The sequence below is a fragment of the Acinetobacter sp. CAU_H_78 genome, from assembly GCF_058599365.1.
This window is the reverse complement of sequence record NZ_CM178652.1, coordinates 346,634-368,244: the sequence shown is the minus strand read 5'-3', so window position 1 is coordinate 368,244 and position 21,611 is coordinate 346,634. Positions and strand designations below refer to the sequence as shown.

The 21,611-nt window shown below is 41.2% G+C and carries 22 protein-coding genes; 8 read left to right on the top strand and 14 right to left on the bottom strand.

Going from position 1 to position 21,611, the window contains the following annotated elements; translation table 11 throughout:
• Window positions 1-72 precede the first annotated feature (72 nt).
• Together AC4MCD_RS01725 and truB are read right to left on the bottom strand one after the other, a co-directional pair.
• The gene (locus AC4MCD_RS01725; RefSeq protein WP_491876484.1) at window positions 73-840 is read right to left on the bottom strand and encodes a sulfite exporter TauE/SafE family protein; all 768 of its coding nucleotides are present in this window, start codon (window positions 838-840) and stop codon (window positions 73-75) included.
• A 15-nt stretch (window positions 841-855) separates the two neighbouring features.
• Window positions 856-1,761 carry a tRNA pseudouridine(55) synthase TruB gene (gene truB, locus AC4MCD_RS01720; RefSeq protein WP_491876483.1) on the bottom strand — a complete coding sequence of 302 codons (906 nt, stop codon included), beginning with the start codon at window positions 1,759-1,761 and terminating at the stop codon, window positions 856-858.
• Between the two features lie 153 nt (window positions 1,762-1,914).
• Between truB and AC4MCD_RS01715 the strand changes: the two genes are divergently transcribed.
• The 3 genes from AC4MCD_RS01715 (at window position 1,915) to AC4MCD_RS01705 (ending at window position 5,611) form a co-directional block, all read left to right on the top strand.
• A complete protein-coding gene (locus tag AC4MCD_RS01715; RefSeq protein ID WP_491876482.1) occupies window positions 1,915-2,943 on the top strand; it encodes a lipase secretion chaperone in 1,029 nt (342 codons plus the stop codon).
• A gap of 507 nt (window positions 2,944-3,450) precedes the next feature.
• Window positions 3,451-4,461: an esterase/lipase family protein gene (locus tag AC4MCD_RS01710; protein WP_491876481.1), complete on the top strand. Its 1,011-nt coding sequence runs from the start codon at window positions 3,451-3,453 to the stop codon at window positions 4,459-4,461.
• Window positions 4,462-4,630: 169 nt separating this feature from the next.
• The gene (locus AC4MCD_RS01705; protein WP_491876830.1) at window positions 4,631-5,611 is read left to right on the top strand and encodes a lipase family alpha/beta hydrolase; all 981 of its coding nucleotides are present in this window, start codon (window positions 4,631-4,633) and stop codon (window positions 5,609-5,611) included.
• Between the two features lie 60 nt (window positions 5,612-5,671).
• On the opposite strand, the gene rplS is transcribed toward AC4MCD_RS01705, so the two are convergent.
• From rplS to ispH, 12 genes are all read right to left on the bottom strand, one after another.
• Window positions 5,672-6,043 (bottom strand): 50S ribosomal protein L19, encoded by a 372-nt coding sequence (gene rplS, locus AC4MCD_RS01700; protein WP_004787066.1) that lies wholly within the window; start codon window positions 6,041-6,043, stop codon window positions 5,672-5,674.
• Window positions 6,044-6,249: 206 nt separating this feature from the next.
• Window positions 6,250-6,990, bottom strand: coding sequence for a tRNA (guanosine(37)-N1)-methyltransferase TrmD (gene trmD, locus AC4MCD_RS01695; protein ID WP_491876480.1), 741 nt, complete (start codon window positions 6,988-6,990; stop codon window positions 6,250-6,252).
• A gap of 42 nt (window positions 6,991-7,032) precedes the next feature.
• Complete coding sequence (gene rimM / locus AC4MCD_RS01690; RefSeq protein WP_004787070.1) at window positions 7,033-7,581, bottom strand: ribosome maturation factor RimM; 549 nt, start codon at window positions 7,579-7,581, stop codon at window positions 7,033-7,035.
• A gap of 21 nt (window positions 7,582-7,602) precedes the next feature.
• Window positions 7,603-7,860 (bottom strand): 30S ribosomal protein S16, encoded by a 258-nt coding sequence (rpsP, locus tag AC4MCD_RS01685; RefSeq protein WP_004826436.1) that lies wholly within the window; start codon window positions 7,858-7,860, stop codon window positions 7,603-7,605.
• Between the two features lie 138 nt (window positions 7,861-7,998).
• Window positions 7,999-8,484 carry a type IV pilin protein gene (locus AC4MCD_RS01680; RefSeq protein ID WP_419224854.1) on the bottom strand — a complete coding sequence of 162 codons (486 nt, stop codon included), beginning with the start codon at window positions 8,482-8,484 and terminating at the stop codon, window positions 7,999-8,001.
• A gap of 13 nt (window positions 8,485-8,497) precedes the next feature.
• Window positions 8,498-8,974 (bottom strand): type IV pilin protein, encoded by a 477-nt coding sequence (locus AC4MCD_RS01675; RefSeq protein WP_491876479.1) that lies wholly within the window; start codon window positions 8,972-8,974, stop codon window positions 8,498-8,500.
• Window positions 8,975-8,983: 9 nt separating this feature from the next.
• On the bottom strand, window positions 8,984-13,342 hold the full coding sequence (locus tag AC4MCD_RS01670) for a pilus assembly protein (protein ID WP_491876478.1): 4,359 nt from the start codon (window positions 13,340-13,342) through the stop codon (window positions 8,984-8,986).
• A gap of 24 nt (window positions 13,343-13,366) precedes the next feature.
• Window positions 13,367-14,176, bottom strand: a complete 810-nt coding sequence (locus tag AC4MCD_RS01665) for a pilus assembly PilX family protein (protein WP_419224857.1) — start codon at window positions 14,174-14,176, stop codon at window positions 13,367-13,369.
• Window positions 14,173-15,156, bottom strand: coding sequence for a PilW family protein (locus AC4MCD_RS01660; protein WP_491876477.1), 984 nt, complete (start codon window positions 15,154-15,156; stop codon window positions 14,173-14,175). Before AC4MCD_RS01660 ends, AC4MCD_RS01665 begins: the two co-directional genes overlap by 4 nt.
• A 1-nt stretch (window position 15,157) precedes the next feature.
• Window positions 15,158-15,667: a type IV pilus modification protein PilV gene (gene pilV / locus AC4MCD_RS01655; protein WP_419224859.1), complete on the bottom strand. Its 510-nt coding sequence runs from the start codon at window positions 15,665-15,667 to the stop codon at window positions 15,158-15,160.
• On the bottom strand, window positions 15,667-16,152 hold the full coding sequence (locus tag AC4MCD_RS01650) for a GspH/FimT family pseudopilin (protein ID WP_491876476.1): 486 nt from the start codon (window positions 16,150-16,152) through the stop codon (window positions 15,667-15,669). Before AC4MCD_RS01650 ends, pilV begins: the two co-directional genes overlap by 1 nt.
• 162 nt (window positions 16,153-16,314) lie before the next feature.
• Window positions 16,315-17,265: a 4-hydroxy-3-methylbut-2-enyl diphosphate reductase gene (gene ispH, locus AC4MCD_RS01645; RefSeq protein ID WP_491876475.1), complete on the bottom strand. Its 951-nt coding sequence runs from the start codon at window positions 17,263-17,265 to the stop codon at window positions 16,315-16,317.
• A gap of 135 nt (window positions 17,266-17,400) precedes the next feature.
• On the opposite strand from ispH, the gene gmk reads away from it, so the two are divergent.
• From gmk to AC4MCD_RS01620, 5 genes are all read left to right on the top strand, one after another.
• Entirely contained in the window at window positions 17,401-18,024 is a 624-nt protein-coding gene (gmk, locus tag AC4MCD_RS01640; RefSeq protein WP_004787090.1) for a guanylate kinase, read from the top strand.
• A gap of 77 nt (window positions 18,025-18,101) precedes the next feature.
• Window positions 18,102-18,383, top strand: coding sequence for a DNA-directed RNA polymerase subunit omega (gene rpoZ, locus AC4MCD_RS01635; RefSeq protein WP_004650579.1), 282 nt, complete (start codon window positions 18,102-18,104; stop codon window positions 18,381-18,383).
• Window positions 18,384-18,600: 217 nt separating this feature from the next.
• Window positions 18,601-20,706, top strand: coding sequence for a RelA/SpoT family protein (locus tag AC4MCD_RS01630; RefSeq protein WP_004787093.1), 2,106 nt, complete (start codon window positions 18,601-18,603; stop codon window positions 20,704-20,706).
• A 75-nt stretch (window positions 20,707-20,781) separates the two neighbouring features.
• A complete protein-coding gene (locus AC4MCD_RS01625) occupies window positions 20,782-21,165 on the top strand; it encodes a RidA family protein (RefSeq protein ID WP_005233608.1) in 384 nt (127 codons plus the stop codon).
• Window positions 21,166-21,320: 155 nt separating this feature from the next.
• Window positions 21,321-21,515 (top strand): bacterioferritin-associated ferredoxin, encoded by a 195-nt coding sequence (locus AC4MCD_RS01620; protein WP_004787097.1) that lies wholly within the window; start codon window positions 21,321-21,323, stop codon window positions 21,513-21,515.
• The last annotated feature ends 96 nt before the right edge of the window (window positions 21,516-21,611 follow it).

Genomic DNA, 21,611 nt, shown 5'->3' with positions numbered 1-21,611 from the left:
AAATGGTCAGGAATATTTATAAGGCGAATTTGTATAAAAAACTTTAATATTGAGAATAGTTTACATCTATTTTTAGGCTAAAAACATCTGATAAGCCATACGGCAAATCAGCAAACTGACCAGAATCAGAAACAGAATCCGGATAAAACCACTGCCATATTTAAAGGCCAGCTTAACACCCAACAGCGAACCGCAAATATTCGCAGCTGCCATCATGGCACCCACCAGAAATAGCACATGACCTGTAGGAATAAAGAAACTCAGTGCCGCAAGATTGGTAGTGAAATTGGCAATTTTCGATAAAGCTGAGGCATGCAAGAAATCCATGCTCAGATAACGAATAAAGAAAAAGATAAAGAAACTGCCTGTCCCCGGGCCAAAAATTCCGTCATAAAAACCGATGGCCAGGCTGCCTAGTGCTGCCAGTATCAGCATCTTTTTATTCAGCTTTTGTTCGACATGTACCCGTCCGAATTGCTTTTTCATGAATGTATAGATTGCAATCACGATCAGCATGATCAGCACAAAAGGCTTGAGAATATCCACCGGAATCAAGGTGACACTGGCTGCTCCAATAAATGAGCTAATAAAGCTGCACAGCGCAATTACACCAAGTAAAACCCAGGGCAGTTTGACCTGTCTAAGATAGGAAAAGGCTGCCGATCCTGTACCAAAAATAGAGGCCAGTTTGTTAGTGCCAAATACCGTGGCGGGTTGCAACTGCGGCAGGCTACTCATAATTGCCGGGATCTGGATCAGACCACCACCACCGACGGCAGCGTCAATTGCTCCGGCCATAAAGGCAAAAAGCACCAGACTGAGGATAATCTCGATGTCCATTGTTATTCAACGCGACTAGAGATTAAGAACACGTTTGGGTACCAGACGTTTTTTATCTGTGATTTCAGCCAGGCCTAAGCATTTTTCGCCATCAAAGACCAGCACCTGCGGCTCTGCCGGATGGTCGATATTACTTTCCATACCCCGGCTAAAATATTCTGCACGGCCTTCCGGTGCCTGAATCTGCGGGAAATGCTGTACCGGTGCATAAGCTGGCAATAATAGTGCTTCACGTTCTGCCTCAGTCAAGCTTTCCAGATATTCAATGGTATAGCTTGGAATAAGATCAAAATGGCCGGTTTGAATCCGGTGCAGATAAGTCAGATGACCATAGGTACCGAGAGCTTTGGCAATATCTTCACCGAGTACCCGAATATAAGTACCTTTGGAACAGGTCACATCCAGCGTAATGCTATTTTCAGTAAAAGATAAAAGCTCGATCGCATAAATGGTAATTGGACGAGCTTCACGCTCAATCTCAATCCCTTTACGCGCCAGCTCGTACAGCGGACGACCTTCTTTTTTCAGAGCCGAATACATTGGTGGCACTTGCTGGATCTCACCGACAAACTTGGCAATTGTCTCCTGAATCAAATCTTCATTCAGTTCAGGCACTGGTTTTTCCAGCAAAATTTCCCCTTCGACATCACCTGTGGTGGTGCTATGTCCTAGAAAAACTGTGGTCTGGTAACGCTTGGTTGAATCAAGCAGATAATGCGAAAACTTGGTTGCCTCACCCAGACAGATCGGTAAAAGACCAGAGGCCAAGGGATCTAGTGCACCAGTATGTCCAGCTTTTTGCGCACGATATAACCAGCGTACTTTTTGCAATGCAGCATTCGAGCTGATGCCTAGAGGCTTATTTAATAGAAATACACCGCTGATATGACGACGCTGAATTTTAGGAGATGAGGATTTCATGGCAAAAAGTCAGACATTTTATAAATTGGCGCAATGGTAAAACCCCTGCCAATTATTTACAACTTTTCTACAGCATATAAGGTGCAATATCTCCTATCCTGCCGAATGCAAAATTTAAAATAATCCGATAATTAAAATAAAGGTGCATAGGATATGCAGAAATATAAACTATGGATCGTGATTGCGCTCATCGTATTGTGCTTGATTACCCTGATTCTATGGCTTGCTCCTAGGGATGAAGCACAGGCACGTGTCTCAGGCCCGCAATCCACCAATGAAAGCAGCGCTCAGCAGGCAGCAGCACTGGCCAATGGCCCCGTAAATAACATATTCCCGAGTCCAAGCCAGCAGGATACGGAAATTAATTGCCAGATGCAGATGGATGCCAGCAATCGCCTGATTGTCAATGAACAGACCCGTAACTGTTTTGAATATTTTATTACCCAATATGGGGAAAAAACCCTCGAACAAATCCAGCGAGATTTTAAGGCCTATATTCAACAAAATTATCAGGAACCTGCGTTATCACAGGTTCTGGATCTCTGGGACCGTTATATCCAGTATCGTCAAGGTTTAGGAGAACTGACTCCACCTGCAGGTCTAGATCAAGAAGATCCAGCTTACTACCGCAGTATCTATGCCGGCACCCAGAATCTACGTAAGCGCTTTTTCTCTGATTATGAAATTGAAGGCCTGTTTGGCACTGAAGATACCTATCATGAATATACCTTAGACCGGATGGCAGTCATGGCGGATAAAAAGCTGAGCGAAGCAGAAAAAGCTCAGAAGCTAAAAGAACTGTTTGCGCAGTTACCGAAGAATTGGCAAGAAAATCTGGAGCAGCTGAATAAACTGGAAGATCTGCGTAAACTTACCGCTGATATTAAAGCGCGTGGTGGTTCTGCTGAAGAAATCCGTCAGATGCGCCTGAATCTGGTCGGGCCTGAAGCGACCCAACGTCTGGAAAAACTCGATGATGAACGTGCGACCTGGAAATCCAGTGTGACGCGTTACTTAGACGAGCGCGATAACATCCTAAAAAGTGGCCTGAGTGAAAATGCCAAACAGCAGGCAGTTGATCAGTTGCGTCAGAAACATTTCCAGCGCCCTGAAGAACGGCTACGTGTAGGTACATTTGAACAGGTACATGATCAGGGTGGAACCTTACCCTTTGCCAATTAATTTTCAGCTAAAATTGCTCATTGACGCCGTAGCTAAACAGTACTGCCACGGCGTCGAATATCTTCTGCTACGCTCTTTCTTTTTACCTCATCTTTTCTATAAAAAACAGTAACACTGACCGTCTATTTTGAGAGTTTGACCGAGTCATTTCCCTCTGAAAGCCTTGAATTTATTGGGTTGATTACTTTTTTTAACATTGTTATTTGTTTCCAACTATTTCAGTCCAAAAATTTATTAATCTTAGATTTCAAAGAGTTAACAATAAAATACATACGTATATAAATTGCAAATTTATGAACTTATAAATGCTCACCGGGCATGGCCCAAAATGACATGGAATTGGCTCATCAGCATGAAAAAATGCTTCTGCTTCAAAATAATAATTTTTGCACGTGATTGAAGATTAGGTCTGCATGATCGAGACATCCAACTTCAATATTTATCGCGCATCAATACTCCCGAGCAATGATTGCTTTTTATAACAATAAAATGAACAAAGGAACGGTTATGCGTACTTTTATTAAAACAACACAGATGCTGGCACTTTCCTTGGCAGCAGGTCTCGGTTTTGGCTTTTCAACACAAACCCAGGCAGCAGCAAGTGCAGTTCAGGTCACTGAAAAAGCCAAATCAGACTATGCCAAAACCAAGTATCCCATTCTAATGGTGCATGGCTGGTTAGGCTGGCAACGCATAGGTACCGATACCATTGGTTTAGATTACTGGTATCAGATTCTGCCGGATATGGCTCGTAATGGCTCGACCGTGTTTGCCGCCCAATTGTCGCCTGCCAATACCACGACTCACCGTGGTGAACAGCTCATTCATCAGGTCGATGAAGTGCTGGCAATTACGGGGAAGGAAAAAGTCAATCTCATCGGTCACTCACATGGTGGTCCGACAGTACTCTATGTGGCAGCAACTCGACCGCAGCAGATTGCATCCATTACAGGGGTTGCAGGCACCTATCATGGCTCTAAAGTGGCCGATGATATTCAGAACAATACTCTTACCCGCACTGCTTTTAATGTTCTCGGTGATTATATTATTGGGCCACTCATTGCACTGGGACAGTTCAAACCCGAACTGGAAATTGATTTCGATGCATCCATGAAATCCCTGACCCAAACTGGCTCTAGCTCTTTTAATGCCAGCGTGGCTAAACAGATGGTGCAGGATGGTGTCTTAGCCTCAACAGAAAATTGTAATAAGAACCTGAAACCAAAAGATCGCAACGGTATCTATTATTATTCTTGGACCGGTGTGGCTCAAGCGACCAATGCACTGGATATTGATACCATCCTGATGCAGCTTGGCCCTTTATCTTATGGCAATAAAGACAATGATGGCATGGTTGCCCGTTGTAGTGCATTTATTGGTAAGGTGATTAATGACCAGTACAAACTGAACCATACCGATCTGGCCAATATGATGTTTGGTCTTAAAGGCCTGTTTGCTCCAGATCCGGTGGCGATGTACCGTCAACATGCCAATCGTTTAAAACTTCAGAATCTATAATTTTCATCGCCCTTATATCTACGGATATAAGGGCTTTTCGTTATTTTCACTTTAAAAAACTAAGGAGATAAAAAACTCAAAACGCTTAATGGGTCGGCTTTTCAGCTGGCTATTCCCCACATTATGGCGAGGATCGCCTTAACACAACAACAAGAATGAGGAAATAATGATGAAATATGGAGTATTAACGGCAGGTCTGCTCATGGCAGCGACCTGTTTCACGGCTCATGCTTCCACTCAGGCCAGTCAGGTGACGTCGAAAGCCAGTTCACAATATGCCAAAACCAAATATCCGATTGTATTTTCACATGGTATGGCGGGTTTCATCCGGGTTGGCACTGACCAGTTTGGACTGGATTACTGGTATCAGATTTTACCTGATCTGGCCCGTAATGGTGCGAATGTCTGGGCAACACGGGTCTCCCCTTTTAACTCCTCTGAAATTCGTGGTGAACAGCTTTTGGAGCAGGTTAAGGAAATTGCCGCAATTACCGGAGCAGATAAAGTCAACCTGATCGGACATTCACATGGTGGACCAACAATTCGTTATGTGGCTGGTTCAGAACCTAAACTGGTGGCTTCATTAACCACAGTAGGTGCACCGCACAAAGGTTCGCCGGTTGCAGACCTGATTCTAAAAGCTGAAGGGACTGCTATTGAAGCGCCACTGGTCGGCACAATAAATCTGGTTTCTAAAGCCATTACCTGGGCCCAAGGTCTGGATCCAAACTCTTATCCGCATGATTCACTTGCGGGTGGAAGTAGTTTAACGGCATCAGGTTCTGCGAAATTTAACCAGAGATATCCAATTGGTATGCCCACCACGGCCTGTGGTGAAGGTGAATATAAATGGAAATATGGTAATAAAGAGATTTATAACTATTCATTTACTGGCGTAGGAACAGTGACCAATCTCTTGGATCTTGACTCTGCACTCAAAGTCACGAGCCTCTTAATTGATGGCGGTAAAGAAAATGACGGTTTAGTAGCCCGTTGTAGTGCCAAGTTTGGTAAGACGATTCGGGATAACTATAACTGGAACCATCTGGATGAAGTGAACCAGGTACTCGGATTGAAGAGTATATTCGCACCAGACCCTGTAGATGTTTATCGTCAACATGCTAATCGTTTAAAACTACAAGGTTTATAAAATTTAAACATAAAAAATGCGCCTAAAGGCGCATTTTTTTGCAGATAAGCAAGGCTAAAATTAACCTTGTTTACGAGCTGGCAATTTTTCACGAATACGTGCAGCTTTACCAGACAATTCGCGTAGGTAGTAAAGTTTAGCACGACGAACGTCACCACGACGTTTCACTTCGATTTTAGCAACGATTGGAGAGTGAGTTTGGAATACACGCTCAACGCCAACACCGCTAGAAATTTTACGTACTGTGAACGCAGAGTTCAGACCACGGTTTTTCTTAGCGATTACAACGCCTTCGAACGCTTGTAGACGTTCACGGTCGCCTTCTTTTACTTTTACTTGGACAACTACTGTGTCACCTGGTGCAAAAGCTGGGATGTCTTGTTTAAGCTGAGCATTTTCAACAGCTTGTACTAAAGGATGCTTACCGCTCATGGGGTATCTCCAATATGTGCGAGTCAGAAGAGGTCTGATTATCGCTGGGTATAGAGGCTGAATCGCATAGACCCGATTGACTTTCCCTTTATGCTTGACCGCTTCAATGCATAAAGAGCCTATTTATGTACTTAATTTACATTAAGCAGTTTAGTTTGCTCGAAGCATAGCTTCTCGCCTTGCGCTCGGGTAAAGCAATGCTTTACTCACCCTCGCTCATCTTTTAGCCATTTCTTTTGCTGCTTGGTCAGTTCAACTTTTTCTACCAACTCAGGCCGGCGTTCCAAAGTGCGCTGATATCGCTGCAAAAACCGCCATTTCTCAATATTGGCATGATGTCCCGATTTCAAGATGTCCGGCACATCCATACCTTCAAAATGGTCTGGCTTGGTATATTGTGGGCAATCTAGAAGACCATCCACAAATGAGTCTTGCACGTGAGATTGTTCATCTGACATTGCACCCGGAAGTCTCCGGATAATACTGTCCAATAACACCATCGCAGGGAGCTCGCCACCCGATAATACGTAATCTCCAATCGACCATTCCTGATCAACATATTTCTGGATCAAACGTTCATCGACACCTTCATAACGTCCACACAGTACAATCAAGCCATCATATTTAACGAAGTCCTGTACTGCAGGTTCATTTAAGGTTTTTCCTTGCGGTGACATATACACCACAGGAACGTTAACTGCACCCGCTTGCACTGCAAGCTCTTTGGCACGATGAATTGCTTTTGCTAATGGCTCAGCCATCATCACCATACCGGGACCACCCCCAAATGGACGTTCATCCACCCGTTTGTAATTCCCTTCAGCAAATTCGCGTGGATTAATACAATGAATTTGCATCAAATCACGTTTTGCTGCGCGCCCGCTAATACCGTAGGCTGTAATCGCTTCAAACATTTCAGGAAAAAGCGTAATGACTGCAAAGAACACCGCAGACTCCTCATTTTCCTGCTGCGTTAATCCCGTTAAGGATTAATAATCTACGCCCCAATTTACGTAGATACGACCAGCTTCGAGATCAACACGCTGTACCACATCTTTATGCCATGGAATCATTCGCTCTTCGCCATCGACGCTGTCAGCAGTAGCGCGAACTACCATCACGTCATTGGCACCTGTTTCAAACATTTCATGGATTTGACCGAGATTCACTTCCTGTTCTTCTTCATCCAGACCTAACACTGTTAGACCTTTCAAATCAGACCAGTAATACTCGTCCACGCCTGGTTGAGGCAGTTGCGATTTAGAGATCCAGACATTAGCACCCACCAGACCGTCTGCTGCGGTGCGATCACTCACACCCTTCAGCGAAACAACCAGGCCCTTGCCATGCGGTTTCCAACGTTTTACATCGACAATTTGCCATCCTGCTTTGGTCTCAATGTACCAAGGAAGGTAGTCAAATATGTTGCTCATAGGTTCTGTATTGGAATAGACCCAGAGCCACCCATTTAATCCATATGCTGAACGTAACTGTCCAATCTGAATACGATCTTCGGGAACATTCTGTGTTGGTGTCATGGGCTACCTGCTACCTTAAAATTAAGCAGCAGCTGCAGCTTTCTTAGCTTGAGCAGCTAGAGAAGCAACACGTTCAGAAGGTTGAGCACCTTGAGAAACCCAGTGAGCAAAACGGTCAGCATCTAAACGAAGTTTTTCTGCTTTACCTTGAGCTGTAGGGTTGAAGAAACCGATACGTTCGATGAAACGACCGTCACGTGCATTACGGCTATCAGTCACAATGATTTGATAGAACGGACGTTTTTTAGCACCACCGCGTGCAAGACGAATAACAACCATGATAGAACCTTATAGTTTTTACGGATTATTCATGTACCGACCACCGGAACACTTCAAACCCCTTTCATAGAGGGCAATATTTTACGCGAAGTTTGCCCTGAATGAAAGATCAAAAGTTGGTTATCCACAATTTTGAATTTATTTATCCTCCCACTTAGCAGTACACACAGTTGCTGGTATTGGATTATTATCAGCATCCACACTTGCTACTACATTCGCGGTATCATTATTCTTATACCAACATTGCTCACCGGCAGATGTTAAAGTTATTATCCCTGTACCTTTTTGCGGACTCGTAGAGAGTGGTGTCGCTACCAAGATATAATGTACCGGTAAATTTTTAGTATTATTTAATAATTGAATACTAATATTATAATTAGCATTACCAGATTGCGGAAATACAGTACTACCAATTTTAGCTATTGTTAATCCATTAAGAGTTTGGTTAGCCAATTTATAACTTTGTGCTTTATGCGAAAGTTCCATCAAATAGGCTTGCACTTCGGCACGCTTGACTCGTTTAACATAAGACTGATAACTAGGATATGCAATTGCAGCAATAATAGCGATCACAGCAATTACAATCATAAGTTCAATTAATGTAAAAGCATTATTTTTTTTCATTTAATTACCCTAATCAGCATGTATTACTTGAAACCGTCAACACAGTATCACTTTCACAACTAAAACCTCTCGAATTGAGCAGAAATGATTTTGCTCGACGCAGGGCATTAGATTTCGTCTGACTAGGAATAGCTATGATTTTCCACCCTTGACCTAACTCTGTATCTTCTAAACTTTTACTAGAGTCATTAATATCCACAATCATAATTTTGTAATTAAAATCACTACCACTCCCATAGGGCAAATGTATAACTCCTTTATTTGTCCCCTCCTGATTCTCAGGTATAAATTCAGCGTATGTAAGTTGTTTTCCTTTATAGTTCTCCAATCTTTCACTTAGTTTTTGCATTTCTGCCTGTGCTTCTTTTTCATACGTTTTAGCTACGAAATATTGGTAGCTAGGCATGGCGATCGCTGCAAATATTGCAACGATCACAACCACAATCATTAACTCAATCAAAGTATAACCATGATTCAAATTTTTAGGCATTCGTCCTCCTTACCACTCAAACCAGCGTGTCGGACGGATCACACGTTGTTGTGAATATTTTCTCAGTGATTGGTCTACTGCTGTTTGTGCATTAGTATCACAACGCCCTACACATTTCTCCCCAGCAGGCGCAATAGGACCAATTAACTGCGTAGTTCGCGCTGGACTTGTTAATCCACCTAATGTCGACCCAATGATACCTTGATAAGCCGTGGTGACATGTGCTGCACAGTCTCCGTATGGTGCACATATGCGATGGATTGTCGATAATCCCTGAACGCCCCCACCACATGAATTATCCGAAACAGTGCCAAGTGATGCATTAGGATCATAGATACTGACATACAAGTCCCCCATGACAAGCTGTGGCTCTTCAAATGCTTTAGCATAGTAATTATTCGCAGGTGTTCCATCACCTTGAGAAATAAGTTCAAAATACCAACCACGTTTTGTTCCGCTGCTTTCTAATAATACTCTATTCGAGTCATTTAAGGTGGTTTCACCATTACTTGTAGATACCGTTAACCCATTAACAGTTAAAGTATCTGTTCCAGAACTATTTTTACCAACACTTCCTCTGTTCAGCATATTGCCTGTATCACCCATAGTGGCAACGGCTTGGAACGACCCAGTATAAGATGTCTTTTCTATGCCATTTTTTGCTGCATCATAATCTAAAATCCCATAAACTTTATTTTTAACAGGTGAACCTTTTAATGGGAAACTCCTGTTTCCTGATCCAACAGAAATGAATACATGTCGTTCAGAACCATTACCAAATACAGCTGTAGTAACACGATCATAAAAACGTGGCACAAAGTTAGTTTCTGCCAGATTAGCGATCTTTTGCACACGTACTGCGATATTTTTCTTCGTGTCATTCATATGTGCCAAATTGTTTAAATCGACACGGAAAATCTGCCCACCTAAATCAGCGAAATAGATCATGTCTGCTAACCCATCAGAATCATAATCCCGCACAGCTGGTTGAGCCACTACACTATATTTTACATCTACATGTTTTGTTTTATCAGTAGTATTTGTTGCACTAATACTAGAACTTGTTGACCATATTAACTCACCAGTTTCAGCATCAATCACATACAATGCATTTCCCATGGTTGGCAGTGATGACGGTGTTTCTACCGTTTCATTTTCATATTTTTCTGCATCATAGCCACCACCCAAAATTAATACGCGCTTGCGTTTTCCTTCATGACGTATTTCAGTAATAGTTGGCTTATTCCAGATTTGTGCTATACGATCAAAACCCGTAGTCGAACGATCAATATGAAATAATAATTCAGGTGCAGTTACAGACTTAATATTAAGTCCATAAAACCCAATACCCCCCATACGCAGACCACCATAAGCACGTAAGACACTCGCCTCATACGCTGTAGTTATGGTTTCATCTGAAGTAGTATTTTTTACTTTATATTGTGCATCAATCGCCCAAGGGGCATCCACACCATACACTAGTCCAGCCCCTTTTGGTTCTTTACTTGCTAATGCATTTGCTTGATTGGTTAGAATTTCCTTCGGCACAAACACTGATTTTTCTTCACCTGTGGATGCATCTACGATATGTAGTCCACCCTCCATAGATCCATATACAACATACTCTTCACGTGACTCAACAGCATTAGCGCCTGAACCAATTTTTGCCTCTTTAGTCGCCAGAACAGGTGTAGAGTGAACCACACCTCCCATATAGCGATATGGTGATGCTGGCACAGTTGCAAAACCATTAACCTGTGCCGTTGTCAAAGTCGCTGGAGTAGTTGTTGGGATAGGTGCTGCATAGCCCAAGTAATTCAATAAAGCATAACGCTGACTTGCAGAAATAGTATTAGAAAGAGCGTTAGCACCCGTAACATCGGTGGCAATATTCTCCTTCGTCACTTTTTTCAGTGCCGTGCCATCTATAGTATAAACATTACGCACACTATTTGCTTTACTAGGTTGATTTGGCTCATTCAGTTGAGATGGCACAGGAATTTTATCTAAGCTTCCTCCACTCATAACATCCGAGTGATCCTCTGTCGATACTGCTATCGACCACAAATCCTGAGCAGTACTATTAATTTTTTGCTGATTATTAACTGTTGTATAGATTGAATTGTTATTTTTATCTTTCAACGTTCCATCGACAATTTTATATTTTTTTAAATTGCCTGCCCAAACCATATGTTTTTGGTTGACAGCCGCTTCAGAATCATCGAACGGGCTGATCATTGGGAAAAATCCTTCTGTCGCAATCTGTGTTTGGTCTAAAGGATCACGGGGAACTGAAACAGTACCAAGGCTTGTTGCCGTAAATGGCACTTCAACTTTGCTAACAAAGTCTAAGATACTCTGCTGAATATCTTCCACATTCTCTGCATAATAGAAACCGCCATCACCATAATCATCACTGCCCCATTTACAGGCGTTATATGCATCTTTATTGGTATCTTTTACCGCTTCACAGTTGTAAGTACCATCAGCATTTTTTGGTATTCCTTTGAAAGATGCACCAAACCCAACCACAGCAGTTTTAATTGACATGTTCGCTTGGTTTTGAGTCGAATTTTTCAACTTTTTAGCGTAAGCACCAATGTACTCCCACCCTCCTGTTTCATCTGTAAATACACTGGCTTGTAATCGTGGTGATGTTAGCGTATCTGAAGGTAGTGTATTATTAAATTTATATGAGTCTCCTAGCGTTCTATTCATGATGGCTTTCGCCATATCATTCTTAGTCGAGTTTGGAGCACCATCAGTTAAGAAGTAAATACCATTACCATTACATTGTGATGCCACACCTGCTGCTTTATATAGGTTGCCATTTTTAGTGTCAGCATGAGAATAATAAAACCCACCTACCAAGTTATCACTATTATCTGCAGCGATTGAGAATGGACTAGTTCGGTAAGACACCATATTTTTTACATAATTATCATGATGACCCCAAACTTTCGCACCAATTGGTTCAATATCCATTGGCTCATTTTCTACTTTCATCCACCCGCCCCAACGCCATCCTACAGGTAATGATTTATGTAATGTCCAAACACTATTGATACTATCAGTATTAGCATTGTATTTTTTCAGAAGGTGTGCCTGAACCTCTGGTTCATTTTTATAATCTGCAGGCGCTACTAAACGCCACCCCCCATTTCCATCTGGTTTATAAATTTTAACTGACTCATCCTTATTGTTAACCCGCCGTGCGCCTGGGCCTTTAGTGGTTGAGTCATAAAAAACTCCTGGGTAAGCAGAATCCATCCCCCTATTCCACTGGTTATCACAAAACATCGATGTTGCACCTAGAGCAGTACCTTTTTTCCCATCCAGTGCTACACAAACATAATATAGTTGCTCACCAGTATTCGTGTTTCTAATTATAGATGACCCATCATACAATACACCAAGCTTATCAGGAGGAGTTAAAGTACCTGTGCTCGTACCCATCATATAAGCACCTGCCTCAGCATAGGCATGCGCAGTTGGTGTACCACTGGATGCTTTGAACGTATTAGGATACGCCTTACTCGTTAACGTTAAATCCTGTTGAACCTCTCGATCAACAAGCTGCCCCCTATTATTTCTAACCTTGACTATTATTTTTGGTGCTGAATCTCCATTCCCCATGGTTTGAGTATCAACTGATTCAATTGCTGCAAGCTCTTTAATCAATCGTTTTCTTTGATCAAGGGTTAATTCAGCTACTGGTACTAATATTTTGCCTGAGTGTCCATCAATCAACTCTCTTCTTGTATCTGCATTACCTGTTGAAGGAGCATCACCTATTTTAATACTTGTTTTAGCTGAAAAATGACCTAAGCCAATTCTAACTTCATCCTTTAACTCTGAATTAGCCAAGAGTTGAATCACTGCATCTTTTAAACGAGATAAACGGTCAAATTTTCCATTATCTGCTTCAACCAACACACCATTAGCATCTATAGATGCAGTACCACAACCTCTTAAGTAGTAAGGAATGACTTCGCCACCTATAGTCACAGTCTTTTTAAATGCTGTCTTCCCATTGGTATCACTACCTGGTCTGTTGTCAACAGCATTATAAAGCCATTGTGTAAAATATATGCTAGGATTAGAGTTATCACCATCCCTTTCCTTTACAGGTTCAGGCTGACATAAAGGTCTACCTACATCACCTGGGCTACCATAACTGTTATTATCAGGGAGTACCAAAGAACTAATCCCCATACTGCCTGATGTATCTAGCATGAGTAAAATTGAGGTTTTTCCGCCTGAGTTCGGCTTATAAATACTTAAATCACTGGCATGTGATGCTGGTATAACTGGCAAAGCCATAATTGGAAGCGTTGCCATCATTCTAACTAATGGTTTTAATTTCATATTATTTCCCCAATTCTTCCTGGCTTAAGTTCTACTTTCAGACAAATTAACTACATATTCCGCAACTTGGGTATTTACTGGAACACCAAGTTTACTTAAGCACTCATGTGCTGTTTCCACTTTCACTTGACCTGTGGTTAAATCCGCTTGATTACGTAGTGAAACATCATCTAAAAGACGTGTTTTTAAACATGCTTTAATTTCGCTAACAGATGCTGTAGATAATGCTGGAGCAAGTGTTGTAACAATTACTCTGACACGCTTAGTTTCTACATTCACATCTTTTAAATCTGTGCCTTGTGCTGTTAGATCAAATCGGTTTAATTCAACTGCAGGATCATCTGGATTGATTACAGCTACTTGAGTAACTAACGCTTTACGGCTAATTGAAAACATCGTTTCAGGATCACAAAATGCATCTATATCACCTGAACTAACTGTTTCTGCGGCTAACACTGAATTGGCTGCCTTGCGCTCAATAACCCTAAAATCTCCTAGATTAAAAAACATGCTATTTTTTAGAGATTTATTAGTTGAGTTAATTTCTGTAGGTTTATAACAAAACTGTAGTTCTTTTCCTTGATTACCATTCAATAACACTTGCCCTACAGGCGTTCTAGCGATATTGGTCGCCTCATTTTGGTTAAAATTTCGCTCCAAATGACTTAAAGCCACATCAGAGGTTTGCATTAATAAAGCTTGTACTTGAGCATTCGTCGCCAGTTTTAAACTAAATAAACTATGACGAATCGCATATAATCCAATCACGCTAATAATAAGTAATAAAATCATTACCACAATGAGTGTTGCACCACGTTGCTTTTTATTGATCATGGCATCACTCCTACACCACCATTACGAAGTGCAACACTTGTTGTATAAACATGCCGCATATATTTATCATCTGGTGGAGTTAAAGTTGTATCTAAAACCTGATATGGCCTAACATCTAAAGAAGGTAATTTTTGACTTGACCGGACTAACCAACCTATATTTATACCAGTAATCGATGGACGCTGAGTTGTGGTGGTTACCGGTAAACTTTGATAATCTGCAATTGACATAGTTCCGTAAGTGCCATCAGAATTTCTCACATTTAACTGCACGTGCATATAGTCAACATTAGGAGCAACTAACTCGCCTGATAATTGGCTATAGTCTCGGTCTAATACCTCTGTTGCAGTCCAACCACTGCCAGCAAGTATTTCCTCACCTTTAGCTAAAAACATTGCATCGGCACAATACAAATCAGCAGAGTTCGTTGCTGTATTTTTTTTAATATAGTAACGTTCTACAACAAACCAGCCTTTGTACAGTTTAATTGATCCTTCTGTAGTATCTACTGTACGTTGAGGTCCTTGTGCAGTACGCCCAGTACAAGTAAACATTTGCATTGGTGCTTGATAAATAATGACTAACTGATCACTATCTAAAGAACCAAAACCACTAGCATCATTTTCACTTGCAGAGATTGCTGAAGCAGAGTTAAGCAGAGTTCCACCTACTTTCAGATTATTTAGATTGCCATCTCTTACAGGAGTAATATTTTTTGCACTTTGTGCTGATAAAACTATTCCACCATATAGAGTTTCATCATTGATGGCCCCAGCATTTCCATGATTAGCAAGACGTATGTTTTTTGTTACCGCATTAAGACTAAATACCCCACTATCTTGAATAGTAGCTGCGGCTTGTTGAATTCTATAGTTTGACTGACCACTTAATATAAGTTGCATAGCAATAGCAACAAGAATTAACCCCAAAGCCAGAGAGATCATTAATTCAATTAGCGTAAAACCTTGAATTTTATTCATATCAATACGCCTCTAATATTAAGCAATCTGCTTTATCAGCATATTTACCAGTTGATGTTAGACATGATTTAGTTGTACTTGTATCCGTAGCTTGTTCAGGCTCAGTATCATTCCACGCCGCAATAATACAGGCCCGATTTTGTAAATTAGAGGTATTAGGACAATCGACAACTTGTAAATATATATTTTTAGCTTTTGCATTTTCTGTATACATATACAAATCTGCTCTAGCTTGATTTGCAGCATTACAATTTTTATTAGCTACACAGGAAGGCTGTGAGGAAGGAGCACTTTCTTTATAAGTTGAGACCGCGCTTGGATTTAACCTCATTTTTTCCGCTAACCCATTTAAGATAATTAAAGCATCAGAACGTTTAATCGATTCTTCAGTAGCTACTGTTGCTCTTACTTGTAAGGCCACGAAGCCTAAAATTGCAATAGACAATATAAAGAGAGAAACCAAGACTTCCATCAGACCAACGCCTTTTTGAGATCGAATAACTTCCTTCATTAGCATGCGTCCCCTGACTCAGTTTCTACTGTCCCTGCTGCCGACAATGTCAATGTATAAGACTTGCTACCACTACATAGCTTTACTTTTTTTGATGAGGTTTTACCAAGATTATTAAATATAAAAAAATCATCTTTAATAGATGCATCAAAGACAACCTTATTATCTCGCTCCACAATAAATACATTTGAGGACTTTAAAGCAGTTGACAATGAACCGAACCCTGGAAGTTTCTGAGCACAAGTAGTAGAGGTAATATCCCCATCTGTATTGCTTTTATTTATACATACCACTGTTGCAGCACGCGTTAATAATGCTTGGCTTCTCGCTAATTGCAATTGAGATTTTAAATCCATGACATTTGTTTTTAATTTTTGTTGATTCATCAGATTGCCAAAGGAAGGAGCTGCCAGCGTTGCAATAATAGCAAGCACCCCAATTGTCACCATGAGCTCAATTAACGTAAAACCTTTATTCTTTTGCACACTCTTCCCCAACTCCAAAACTTCACCCTATTAAAAATAATATCTATAAATTTTACAAAACCTACACAGAGTAGATAAAAGGCATAAAAAAACAGATAACTGTCATATTATAGCTATCTGTTTATTTTTTAATAAAAAATAAATTGTTAAATAGTTAACAATTTAAGCCTGTGTTACAGGAATACGTAACTCTTTTGGTAGACTAAATGTAATATTCTCTTCTCGCCCATCCAGTTCTTTGGGTGCCTGTGCACCCCAATCCTGTAAACGCTGAATCACCTGCTTAATTAAAATTTCCGGGGCGGAAGCACCTGCAGTTACCCCAATTTTAGAAATATTGGTAAACCATTCCTGCTTGAGCTCATCTGCATTATCGACCAGATAAGCTGCTTTACCCATACGTTCCGCGAGTTCGCGCAAACGGTTTGAATTCGATGAATTCGGTGATCCTACAACCAACACAACATCGCAACGTGCAGCTAAATCACGTACAGCATCCTGACGGTTTTGTGTCGCATAGCAAATATCATCTTTGCGTGGACCTTGAATATTCGGAAATTTTTTGCGAAGTGCATCAATGACTTTCGCTGTATCGTCAATTGACAAAGTTGTTTGAGTAACAAAAGCGACTTTTTCAGGATTATGTACCACTAAAGCAGTAACATCTTCTTCATCTTCGACCAGATAAATGTCACCGCCATTACGTTTATCATATTGCCCCATGGTGCCTTCAACTTCCGGGTGACCTTCATGACCAATCAGGATCGCTTCAATGCCTTCACGGGCATATTTGGTCACTTCAATATGCACTTTTGTCACCAAAGGACAAGTGGCATCAAACACTTTTAGACCACGATGTTCCGCTTCTTGCTGGACTGCTTTAGATACACCATGCGCGCTAAAAATTACGATATTGTCATCTGGCACTTCATCGAGTTCATCTACAAAGATTGCGCCACGCTGGCGTAAGTCATCGACCACAAATTTATTATGAACCACTTCATGACGCACATAAATGGGTGGATTAAAGCATTCTAGGGCACGGTTCACGATCGCAATGGCACGATCCACACCGGCACAGAAACCACGCGGGTTAGCTAAAACAATTTCCATAGAAATCCTCAATACTCACTCAATTTATGGCGCTACAATTGAAATAAATGTAAAACAATCGACGTACAACTATTTAGTTTAAAGCCGGTCTACTCTAAAATAGAGAAGATATTTTATCATATCAGGAAAAATATCATGTCGGGTCTCTTGTTTGTCGTTTCTGCAGCGTCTGGAACGGGCAAAACATCCCTCGTTAAAGCATTACTTGAACGCGTCAACAATCTTCATGTTTCTGTTTCTCATACGACACGCGGTCAACGACCTGGCGAACTAGATGGCGTACATTATCATTTCTCGACTAAAGAAGACTTTTTAAACCTGGTCGAAGAAGGTGGTTTTATAGAATATGCTGAAGTCTTTGGTAATTATTACGGCACAGCACAAGCGACTGTAAAAGAACAACTTGCTAAAGGTCATGATGTACTACTTGAAATTGACTGGCAAGGTGCACAACAAGTTCGTCGACTTTTTCCTGAATCTAAACAGATTTTCATTCTTCCGCCAAGCCAGTTTGATTTGCGTCAGCGTCTTTCCAACCGTGGTACAGACTCTGTTGAAGTGATTGAACACCGTCTTAGCTGTGCAGTCGAAGATATGCAGCAATATGTCAACTTTGATTATGTCATTATCAATGATGACTTTAATAAGGCATTACATGATCTTGAATCTGTGATTATCGCCAATCGTCTGGTACTTTCCCAACAAGCGACCCGCCATGAAAAATTGATCCAGGCTCTAATTACTCCAAGCGAACAGTGATTAAAACTTGAGTCTCCAGACAAAGCATTTTATACTGTGCAGTCTGTTGAAATTTACTATTCAAAACGAGAATTCTTATGGCACGCGTAACCGTTGAAGATTGTTTAGACCATGTAGACAACCGCTTTGAGCTTGTACTAGTGGCAAGCAAACGCGCGCGTCAATTAGCACGTCAAGGCATTGAACCAACTGTAGAATGGGACAATGACAAACCGACTGTAGTTGCTTTACGTGAAATCGCTGCAGGTCATGTATCAAAAGATATTTTGAAACAACGTGATCAAGATTATCAAACTTCAAGTTTAGACCTTGCTCTTTCTGCAAATAATCTAAATTTAGATGGTTTTTCTTTCCAATAAGAATAAACCATTCCAAAAAGCCTAGTTTTAAACTAGGCTTTTTTTGTTCTGTGACTTTTATATTTTGCGCAGAACGGTTATAACATAAGAGTTAGCTCTAAAGTCAGTATAAATTTTTCACTCGTTGATATGAAAAAACTGACCCACTTTATGTTATACATTTCATACGAGCTTTCTCTGTTTTATTTGTTAAAAAATCCAGTTTTAAAGGTGTTTTATGCCAGGCCCACAGGTCAGTGAAGCTAAGCAACAGTTAAAAATCATCATCGACGCGTACTTAAGTGAAAGCGATGTCGAACGTGTGCTTGCGGCCTGTGATTATGCCGATATTGCCCATGATGGCATTACCCGTAAAAGTGGTGAACCCTATATTCTGCACCCTATTGCAGTGAGCTGTATTCTGGCCCATATGCGTCTAGATACTGAAACCTTAATGGCAGCGCTGCTGCATGATGTCATTGAAGATACCGACTTCAATAAAGATGACATTACTGAAAAATTTGGCAGCACGGTTGCAGAGCTGGTTGATGGTGTCACCAAGCTCAGCCATTCTAGTGATAAGGAATATAATAAAGCGGCCTCTTTCCGTAAAATTCTGCAAGCGACTCTACAGGATCCACGTGTCATTATTGTGAAACTAGCAGATCGCTATCACAATATGACTACGCTGGAAGCATTACGCCCGGATAAACGCGCCCGTATTGCCCGCGAAACCTTTGAAATTTTCGTTCCAATGGCACGTTTGGTCGGCATGAATGAAATGGCAGATAATCTGGAACATCTCTGTTATCAGAATCTGGATCTGGATATGTATAACGATGTCCAGGCTGCCCTTCTGGAGACCAAGCCTAAACGCTGTGAATATCAGGCCAAGTGGGAACAGAAACTTAACGAATTACTACAGCAATATGCCATTGAAGGCCGGGTTAAAAAGAAAAACAATAATATCGAGCTATTACGTCACTTTGTAAAAAATGATATTGATCTACAAGAGCTTACCCATAGCCACGCATTTGAAATTATCTTACAGAGTATTGCTGACTGTGACCGCCTTGCCGATATCCTGACTGAAAGTTTTACGGTTCAAAATTATCAGGACAATATTCGCCGTCCCCTTCCAGGCGGCAACCAGTCGTTAACCATGCGATTAAAAGGCGAAAAGACCACCCTGTCGCTGACTATTCAAACTGAACTGATGCGTAAAGCTGCACGCTTTGGCGTCGTACTTGGTGAAAATGCCCCTCAAGCCTGTCGCTCTGCCATTCAGGCATCCATGCAAAATCTGAACGTACTAGTTGATGGTGAATGTGCCAAAACCACGTTCAGTGAATTACTGGATTATCTGCATCAAGAAAAAATTTGGGTTTATACCCCTCACGGTCATCTGCATGAATTACCGCAAGGTGCGACTGCAGTTGATTTTGCCTATGCTGCCAGCCTGTTCCTCGGTAACCATGCTATTGGCGCCAAAATTAATGGTGAAACCAAGCCGCTTTCTACGCCATTATTGAGTGGTCAGGTGGTTGAAGTCATCACCGATGTTCTTGCAACCCCAAACCCGGACTGGCTCAGCTTTATTAATACCCAAAAAGCCCGTCGTGCCATTCAGAATATCCTGCGTGATCAGGACATTGATGAACAGCGCCTTGTGGGTCAACAGGCCCTTAACCGTGCCTTAAAACTTTTTCAGTGTTCTATTCGTGATCTGACCGAAGCTGACTGGAAAAATGTACTGGAATGGCGTCATGTCCCGACTAAAGAGCAACTATTTGAGCAGATTGCTGTAGGTGACTTATTACCTCAACTGGTTGCCAACCATTTATTCGCACATGACCAGCATCAAAATGCGAATAGTTCAGGTCGTCTTATTCAGGGTACAGAAGGTGTAGATGTTAAATACGCGCATTGCTGCAACCCGGTACTTGGTGATCCAATTCAAGGCCATCTGACTCGTCGTGGCCTGATTGTACATCGTGCCCGATGTCATAATTTATTGCAGGAACAACATATGCATCCTGAAAATATTATGCCTCTACAATGGACGACTGAAGATCTGGATGATGTCAGCTTTACTGCCTATCTCTGTATTGATCAGGCCATGGACGATGAACAGATTTCTGATCTGATTTATCAATGTCGTAAAGGCCATACAGGTGTAGAGATGGTACGTAATTATGATGGCAAAACTTATGTAAATATTGTGGTGCATAACCGTAAACAGATTGCCAAGATTATTCGTGATTTACGCATGCATTTTGGTTTTCCACGTATTACCCGCTTAGAACAGCCGCTCAATATTGCTGAAACCTCTAAAGCCAGTTAATCATTTAAAACGATAATGCTTTTGTCAGTTGAATTGATCTAATATGATGTATGTTGATGATAAAAGGAGAAATTGATGTCCCGCCAAGTGATCCATACTGAAAATGCCCCAGCTGCCATAGGCACCTATTCACAAGCAATTCTAGTCGGGGATACGCTTTATTTATCCGGCCAGATTGGTCTGGATCCATATAGTATGGAACTGGTTGAAGGCATCGAAGCTCAGATTCGTCGTGTTTTTGATAACCTGAAAGCGGTTTGTGAAGCAGCAGGTGGCTCATTGGCTGATATTGCGAAATTAAATATCTTCTTAACTGACCTTTCTCATTTTCAGCTCGTCAACCAGATTATGGGGGAATACTTTGCTCAACCTTATCCGGCACGTGCTGCTTTAGGAGTAGCAAGCTTACCGAAAGGTGCTTTAGTTGAGATGGATGGCATCGTTGTTATCAATCAATAAGTTACATTGAATTAAGAGATACCACCTATCAGGTGGTATTTTTTTATCTAAATCATCAATCATTATAAAAAGCATTTTCAAATGATTTTTATTGACAAACGATAACAATTATCAATAATATCTCTTATCTTATTTATTCACTGTGGTTGTATCCTATGTACGTTTGTCTATGCCGTGGCATTACAGATCAAGACATTAAAGATGCTATTGCAAATGGCGCCGAAAGTTATCGTGATGTACGTGAAATGCTTGACTTAGGTACTTGTTGTGGTCGTTGTGCTCCAGAAGCCCGTATGATCATCAGTGATGAAATTTCCCAGATTGCTGCCCGGCTGGCTGTTGCTGCCTAAAGCGGATAACGATAATTATAAAATCAATGGTCTCGTATCATTACTCCTCCCCCGCCTCTGACTCTGGCGGGTTTTTATTGCTTTATATTTCACCTG

What these genes read in the sequence shown, in the direction of transcription:
- AC4MCD_RS01725 (WP_491876484.1), bottom strand. Translation starts at nt 840, where the DNA reads ATGGACATCGAGATTATCCTCAGTCTGGTGCTTTTTGCCTTTATGGCC.
- truB (WP_491876483.1), bottom strand. Translation starts at nt 1,761, where the DNA reads ATGAAATCCTCATCTCCTAAAATTCAGCGTCGTCATATCAGCGGTGTA.
- AC4MCD_RS01715 (WP_491876482.1), top strand. Translation starts at nt 1,915, where the DNA reads ATGCAGAAATATAAACTATGGATCGTGATTGCGCTCATCGTATTGTGC.
- AC4MCD_RS01710 (WP_491876481.1), top strand. Translation starts at nt 3,451, where the DNA reads ATGCGTACTTTTATTAAAACAACACAGATGCTGGCACTTTCCTTGGCA.
- AC4MCD_RS01705 (WP_491876830.1), top strand. Translation starts at nt 4,631, where the DNA reads ATGAAATATGGAGTATTAACGGCAGGTCTGCTCATGGCAGCGACCTGT.
- rplS (WP_004787066.1), bottom strand. Translation starts at nt 6,043, where the DNA reads ATGAGCGGTAAGCATCCTTTAGTACAAGCTGTTGAAAATGCTCAGCTT.
- rimM (WP_004787070.1), bottom strand. Translation starts at nt 7,581, where the DNA reads ATGACACCAACACAGAATGTTCCCGAAGATCGTATTCAGATTGGACAG.
- rpsP (WP_004826436.1), bottom strand. Translation starts at nt 7,860, where the DNA reads ATGGTTGTTATTCGTCTTGCACGCGGTGGTGCTAAAAAACGTCCGTTC.
- AC4MCD_RS01680 (WP_419224854.1), bottom strand. Translation starts at nt 8,484, where the DNA reads ATGAAAAAAAATAATGCTTTTACATTAATTGAACTTATGATTGTAATT.
- AC4MCD_RS01675 (WP_491876479.1), bottom strand. Translation starts at nt 8,974, where the DNA reads ATGCCTAAAAATTTGAATCATGGTTATACTTTGATTGAGTTAATGATT.
- AC4MCD_RS01670 (WP_491876478.1), bottom strand. Translation starts at nt 13,342, where the DNA reads ATGAAATTAAAACCATTAGTTAGAATGATGGCAACGCTTCCAATTATG.
- AC4MCD_RS01665 (WP_419224857.1), bottom strand. Translation starts at nt 14,176, where the DNA reads ATGATCAATAAAAAGCAACGTGGTGCAACACTCATTGTGGTAATGATT.
- AC4MCD_RS01660 (WP_491876477.1), bottom strand. Translation starts at nt 15,156, where the DNA reads ATGAATAAAATTCAAGGTTTTACGCTAATTGAATTAATGATCTCTCTG.
- pilV (WP_419224859.1), bottom strand. Translation starts at nt 15,667, where the DNA reads ATGAAGGAAGTTATTCGATCTCAAAAAGGCGTTGGTCTGATGGAAGTC.
- ispH (WP_491876475.1), bottom strand. Translation starts at nt 17,265, where the DNA reads ATGGAAATTGTTTTAGCTAACCCGCGTGGTTTCTGTGCCGGTGTGGAT.
- gmk (WP_004787090.1), top strand. Translation starts at nt 17,401, where the DNA reads ATGTCGGGTCTCTTGTTTGTCGTTTCTGCAGCGTCTGGAACGGGCAAA.
- rpoZ (WP_004650579.1), top strand. Translation starts at nt 18,102, where the DNA reads ATGGCACGCGTAACCGTTGAAGATTGTTTAGACCATGTAGACAACCGC.
- AC4MCD_RS01630 (WP_004787093.1), top strand. Translation starts at nt 18,601, where the DNA reads ATGCCAGGCCCACAGGTCAGTGAAGCTAAGCAACAGTTAAAAATCATC.
- AC4MCD_RS01625 (WP_005233608.1), top strand. Translation starts at nt 20,782, where the DNA reads ATGTCCCGCCAAGTGATCCATACTGAAAATGCCCCAGCTGCCATAGGC.
- AC4MCD_RS01620 (WP_004787097.1), top strand. Translation starts at nt 21,321, where the DNA reads ATGTACGTTTGTCTATGCCGTGGCATTACAGATCAAGACATTAAAGAT.